We start from the raw sequence: 1,820 nt of genomic DNA on the forward strand, positions 1-1,820 counted from the left end.
TTGGTCTTGGGCAGCTCGTCGATGAAGACCACCTGACGCGGCACCTTGTAGCTGGCCAGTTCCTTGCGCGACCAGTCTCGCAGCGCATCCGCCTCGAGCTCTGCGCCGTCCTTGAGCACGACATACAGTTTGATCGCCTCACCACTGCGCTCATCCACCACCGAGACGGCGGCCGCCTCGAGCACGTCCGGGTGACGCACGATGACGTCCTCGACCTCATTGGGATACACGTTGAAGCCGGAGACGATGATCATGTCCTTCTTGCGATCGACGATGCGCATATAGCCATCGTCCTGGAAGACCGCGATATCCCCGGTGCGCAGGAAGCCATCGGCAGTGAAGCTGTCCTTGGTTGCCTGCTCACGCTGCCAATACCCCTTCATCACCTGCGGCCCCTTCACGCACAGCTCGCCCGGCTCCCCCATCGCGACCAGCGCACCCTCATCGTCATATAAGCGCACCTCGGTGGAGGGCATCGGCCGACCGATGGTGCCGAGCTGAATGGCATCCAGCGGGTTGAACGACACGATCGGCGAGGTCTCGGTCATGCCGTAGCCCTCGGAGATATCGCTGCCGGTGACCCGCTTCCACTCTTCTGCCGCCTTGCGCGTCAACGCCACGCCCCCTGAGGTGGTGATCTTGAGCTTCGAGAAGTCCAGTGCCTGGAAGCCGGGGTTGTTGCACAGCGCCACGAACAGCGTATTGAGACCGACGAACATCGTGAAGTCGTGCTTTTGCAGCGTCTTGACGAAGCCCGGGATATCGCGCGGATTGGGAATCAACAGGGTGTGATTGCCTTCACTGAGCATGCAGGCCAGATGAATGGTGAAAGCGTAGATGTGATAGAGCGGCAACGGCGCCACCAGCGTCTCGTGGCCGGGGTTCAAACCCTGCGTGAGGGCCATCTTGCCTTGCAGCATGTTGGCGAGCAGGTTGCGGTGAGTCAGCATCGCGCCCTTGGCGACCCCGGTGGTGCCGCCGGTGTACTGCAGCACAGCGACATCATCGAGTGCCAGTGTCGGCCGCTCCCAGCGCTCGGCCTTGCCCTGCGAAATGGCCGTGCGCAGCGGGATGGCGTCGGGCAGGTGATAGCTCGGCACCAGTTTCTTGACGTGCTTGACCACGGTGTTGATCAACAGCCGCTTGAAGGCCGGGTGCATGTCGCCCAACTCACAGACCAGCACGTACTCGAGGCCAGTGCGCTCCCGCACGCGTTCGACCTTGTCCGCCATGTTGGCCAGCACCACCAACGCCCGCGCGCCGGAATCATTGAACTGATGCTCCATCTCACGTTCGGTATACAGCGGATTAGTATTCACCAGCACCAGGCCTGCACGCAGCACGGCGAAGGCCACCACCGGAAACATCAGCGTATTGGGCAGCTGGATGGCGACCCGGTCGCCCGGCTTGAGGTCGGTCTCATGCTGGAACCAGTCCGCCAGCTGACGACTGGTGTCATCCAGCTCCGCAAACGTCAAGGTGCGGTCCATGCAGGTAAAGGCAGGACGCTCGCCATGCGCGGTGCAGGCCTTCTCCAGCATGTCCATCAGGGAGTCGTAGCCGCTGAAATCCACCTCCTGAGAAGACCGCAGGCATGACATGCCGCTCATGTCGCCTGCCGCTGGCCGTACTCTCGAAGCGTCGGCTGAGGCATCAGCCACGTGGGAAGGTTCTGTAGTGGAATCGGCAGTGGTATCGGTAGTGGACTTGCCTGACTCATCGGGTCGAGCCGCTAGGGGATCATGCATGGCGTTGCTCCTTGATCAGTACGTGGGGCGCTCGGCGTCACTGCCCCCGCTACCTTGTTGTTGTAGACGTCG

General features: G+C 61.9%; 1 protein-coding gene. It reads right to left on the reverse strand.

Going from position 1 to position 1,820, the window contains the following annotated elements; translation table 11 throughout:
• Nucleotides 1-1,610: AMP-binding protein (locus tag AC4FAH_RS13695; RefSeq protein ID WP_490246225.1), on the reverse strand; the 1,610-nt coding region annotated here is incomplete at its 3' end.
• Nucleotides 1,611-1,820 lie beyond the last annotated feature (210 nt).

The organism is Cobetia sp. (assembly GCF_983723665.1).